At 45.6% G+C, this 3,890-nt stretch carries 5 protein-coding genes and 2 pseudogenes; 6 read left to right on the forward strand and 1 reads right to left on the reverse strand.

All coding sequences use genetic code 11. The annotated features are described in order from the left end of the window. Nucleotides 1-106, forward strand: a 106-nt coding sequence (locus tag IM485_RS14005; RefSeq protein WP_287638279.1) for a transposase, incomplete at its 5' end; no start/stop codon positions are given. A gap of 40 nt (nt 107-146) precedes the next feature. Here the strand turns inward: IM485_RS14005 and IM485_RS14010 are convergent. After that, nucleotides 147-751: pseudogene (locus tag IM485_RS14010) on the reverse strand (ISAs1 family transposase); the annotation flags it as partial. Between the two features lie 257 nt (nt 752-1,008). Here IM485_RS14010 and IM485_RS22765 point away from each other — a divergent pair. The 5 genes and pseudogenes from IM485_RS22765 to IM485_RS14030 form a co-directional block, all read left to right on the forward strand. Next, a complete protein-coding gene (locus IM485_RS22765; protein ID WP_304598356.1) occupies nt 1,009-1,182 on the forward strand; it encodes a Thivi_2564 family membrane protein in 174 nt (57 codons plus the stop codon). A gap of 35 nt (nt 1,183-1,217) precedes the next feature. Further along, entirely contained in the window at nt 1,218-2,312 is a 1,095-nt protein-coding gene (locus tag IM485_RS14015; RefSeq protein ID WP_287743822.1) for a glycosyltransferase family 2 protein, read from the forward strand. Beyond that, complete coding sequence (locus tag IM485_RS14020) at nt 2,313-2,819, forward strand: glycosyl-4,4'-diaponeurosporenoate acyltransferase CrtO family protein (RefSeq protein ID WP_002752255.1); 507 nt, start codon at nt 2,313-2,315, stop codon at nt 2,817-2,819. It begins immediately after the preceding gene. Continuing rightward, entirely contained in the window at nt 2,813-3,661 is an 849-nt protein-coding gene (locus IM485_RS14025; protein ID WP_004159260.1) for a transglutaminase-like domain-containing protein, read from the forward strand. Before IM485_RS14020 ends, IM485_RS14025 begins: the two co-directional genes overlap by 7 nt. A 100-nt stretch (nt 3,662-3,761) precedes the next feature. After that, nucleotides 3,762-3,890, forward strand: a pseudogene (locus IM485_RS14030) (IS607 family transposase); the annotation flags it as partial.

A 3,890-nucleotide genomic window follows, 5' to 3' on the forward strand; every position in this document is an offset into this window, starting at 1 on the left:
AATTGAGGGAATGAATACCAAAATAAAGCTTATTAAAAGAATGAGTTATGGATTTACCAATTTTCAACATCTTCGACTTAAGCTGTTTGCTTGCTTTAATTCATAACAAAAATTAACACACGAAAACCAGAAGAGCCAGCGTTTCACAATGCTAATACATAATCAGCGCCTTGCTCAATAATTGTAGAGGCAATTTCAGTTTGACATCCCATGGCATCAATACTTACTAAACAACCTCGAATTTCTCAAATCTTCAATAATTCAGGAATAGCAGTAATCTCATTGGATTTTTCAGCGACTTTTCGTTGACCAAGTACCAAATGATTAGTGGCTGACCAGACACTTACCATAGGAATTAAACTGCGGTTATTTCCTCCTTCTTTTGCCCCTCGTAAGGTTTTCCCGTCCACATTTAAGAGTTCTCCATTGGTCACCTGATGAACTGCTTGCATCCAACTAATAAAGCATGACTGGAGTTCTTCTGATTTTAAACGGACAAATAATCGGATAAATGTATCATGAGAGGGAATCCCATTAGGCAGAGCTAGAAAAGTTTTTAGCCATTCATATTTGGTTATACCATAGGCAGCAACTGCTTCCCAGTTGTTCGCCCCACAAATGGTTGCACAGATATTAATCACAATAATATCTATCACAAATGCTCAATGTTGTGTAACGCTCCAGGGTCTTTTAGAGTGCCAAAGTGTTTTTCAATCAGGGCTGTTGGTGATGAACATTTGTCCGTTAACATTGTTTTGTGCGAACCTGTAAACAGATAGTTGATATTCTGTATACTAACTTGAAAAATTTAATATTTATCTCCTAATTGCTATTCCATGAGGATATCTTGTAGATTTATTGCGTATCTTCAAGAATTGTGTGCGATTGCCCTGGCCACCTAACGAGCATATATAAACGAGCATATATAATAATAATGAAGAGAATAAAATGCTTGACGAAACTCATTAGATCAGAGAAAGGAGGTCAGTCATGGATCTGGTCCAGTTTATGGTAGTTATCATCGTGGTTGGGGTTCTATTGTGGCTCGTGAACAACTACATTCCGATGGACAGCAAGATCAAGCAAATCCTGAACATTGTGGTTGTCATCGCCCTCGTTTTGTGGATTCTTAAGGTGTTCGGATTGCTGAGTTTTCTCAAGGGAATTCGTATCGGTAGGTGAGTGATGTTCTAGACGGAAGGAAAGGTTGAATCATTATGGATCTGATGTCCATCACACTGGTGGTGCGTTGGCTAATAGGCTGGGGATTGATGTGGCGGTTGCCGCGACTTCCAGACCTTTCAGTCGTCGGTTCGCCTAAAGTCTCGGTCTTGATTCCGGCGAGGAATGAAGAGAGTACCCTCCCTAATTTGCTAACAGCCTTAAGGCAGCAAACATTCAAGCCCTACGAAATCATTGTCATCGATGACCAGTCCGCCGATGCTACCCCACAGATCGCCGAACAGGCCGGGGTGAAAGTAGTGAAGACTAGCCCTTTGCCCACAGGTTGGACAGGGAAAAACTGGGCACTCAAAACCGGATATGCAGCCTCATCTGGCGATATTCTCGTCTTTCTCGATGCCGACACTGAGCCAGGGGAGGAGCTGCTCCGCAGGCTGGTGGCAACTGTTCAACACTTAGGTGGTCTGGTCTCAGTTCAGCCCTATCACCGCACTGAACGCCCCTACGAACTGTTAGCGGTTCTGTTCAATCTCGTCGGCTTGATGGCCGTCAAACTGGGAGCAAGAGGTGGTGTGGCTTTTGGACCGGCTATGGCTACCAGCAAGGATGACTATGAGCGGGTCGGCGGCCACGACGCTGTGGCAGGATATGTTGTAGAAGACTGGTTCATGGCTCATATTTATGAGAGTGCGGGACTGCCAGTGAGTGCATACATTGGTCATGGCCAACTGGACTATCGGATGTACCCCGGCGGGCTGCGAGACCTGGTTGTTGGTTTCGACAAAAACTTTGCAACGGCAGCAGGGGAAGTCTCTTGGCTGCGGATGCTGGCGGTTGTGTTCTGGCTTTCAGGGTTGTTCTGGGCGGCTTGGTGTCTGCCCGCATCCCTATTTGGCTGGCCGATTGTCGGGAATTCATCCTTACTATATAACGTACTGCTTTATCTTGCCTTCGCCATACAGTTAGCCATAATTGTATGGCCAGTGGGTTCATTCGGAGCAATCGTCTTTTTCTTCCCCATTCCGGTTGCCTTCTTCATTGCAGTGTTCCTGCTGGCAATTCTGAATCTCGAACGTGGTCAAATCGAATGGAAAGGACGAAGGATAAGTACCCGATGGCAAGGTGAATGAATGAGATTATCTATACTACAGTTACCGGATGGGGTAATCGTCGGGCTGTGTGTGGTCGGTTGGACAGCCTGGTCACTTTTGATCGGTTTTGTCGGTCATCGACTTCCCCTGAAATTCCTAGAAACGGACACCTGCCTGACCCGGCCACGAATCTGGGGGGAAGATAGACAATGGTACAATCGGGTACTGCGGATCAAGCGATGGAAGGATCGGTTGCCAGAAGCAGGGGATTTCTTCCCAGGAGGTTTTCGCAAAACATCCGTTGGCGGTGGGGACTGTGCCGTAATGTCCCGTTTTTTGGCTGAAACCCGTCGCGCGGAATACGTTCACATCGCCATCTGGCTGTTTTGGTTAGTGACGATGCTCTGGACTCCTGGCTGGGGTGTGCTGGTAAACCTCGCCGTGGGAACAGCTTTCAACCTGCCTTGTTTGTGGGTGCAGCGTTACAATCGGCTTCGGCTCCAGCATCTGCTCGTATTGAAAGGACAGGGAAAAACTATATGCTAAAGTATGAGCTTGGCTGTGAATTAACCTACAGCATTGAGCAAGCAAGCACTCTAATTCTTAATGTTGCTATTGTCAGCAACAACCATCAGATTATTGTTCAGGAAGACCTCCATTCTAACTCTCAACGGTCGATTGAGGAATATATCACTTCTGTCAGTGGAAACCGATACTTTCGACTCAATGCCCCTCCTGGCAATTTGCAAATTTCCTATCGAGCAACCGTTGGCTTATCTCCTTATTATTCAGACCCCAGTACGATTTTTGAAGTAAAGCCAGCCGATTTACCCCTCGATATCTTGTACTATCTTTATCCGAGTCGTTACTGTCAGTCAGATCGGTTATTGCGCTTTGTCGCGGCTGAATTTGGCCATTTAGTCCCTGGTTATTCTAGGGTGACAGCTATCTGTAACTGGATTTATGACAATGTTTTGTATCTCTCTGGTAGCAGTGATTCTTTAACTTCTGCTTGCGATACAGCGATAGAACGGGTAGGCGTTTGCCGTGATTTTGCCCATTTAGGTATTGCTTTTTGTCGGGCCTTGAATATTCCAGCACGCTTTGTTTCCGGCTACGCCTATGGTTTAAATCCCCCCGATTTTCATGCCTGGTTTGAGGCTTATCTAGGGGGTCGCTGGTATCTTTTCGATCCTACCCGCCTTGTGCCTCAGAGCGGGCTAATTCGCGTTGGCACAGGACGAGATGCAGCCGATGTTTCTTTTGCCACTATTTTTGGTCCCGTACAAATGAATCAGATGAGGCTTTTTATGGACTACTTACCCGATGCCAAGCCGATTTCCGAGAATATTTTGATACCGACAACAGAGGCGATCGCCATCTCTTGAGCGTACCCCAGTCAGGTATTGTAAAGTTTTGTAAAAAGTATATGCAAATGACTGCAAACAACTGCTAATATGGTTAGTGCAAGTTTACATTGCAGTTCACATGAAACTATCAGATTATGCTAAGAAAAAAGGGATCAGTTATGACACTGCTTGGAGAATGTGGAATCGAGGGCAGTTACAAGGAGAACGTCTTCCTACAGGAACAATTATTATTTTTGAAGATGACCGT

Origin of the sequence: Microcystis sp. M169S2 (assembly GCF_020245865.1) — a bacterium.
Classification (GTDB): Bacteria; Cyanobacteriota; Cyanobacteriia; order Cyanobacteriales; family Microcystaceae; genus Microcystis; species Microcystis ichthyoblabe_A.

What these genes read in the sequence shown, in the direction of transcription:
- IM485_RS22765 (WP_304598356.1), top strand. Translation starts at nt 1,009, where the DNA reads ATGGTAGTTATCATCGTGGTTGGGGTTCTATTGTGGCTCGTGAACAAC.
- IM485_RS14015 (WP_287743822.1), top strand. Translation starts at nt 1,218, where the DNA reads ATGGATCTGATGTCCATCACACTGGTGGTGCGTTGGCTAATAGGCTGG.
- IM485_RS14020 (WP_002752255.1), top strand. Translation starts at nt 2,313, where the DNA reads ATGAGATTATCTATACTACAGTTACCGGATGGGGTAATCGTCGGGCTG.
- IM485_RS14025 (WP_004159260.1), top strand. Translation starts at nt 2,813, where the DNA reads ATGCTAAAGTATGAGCTTGGCTGTGAATTAACCTACAGCATTGAGCAA.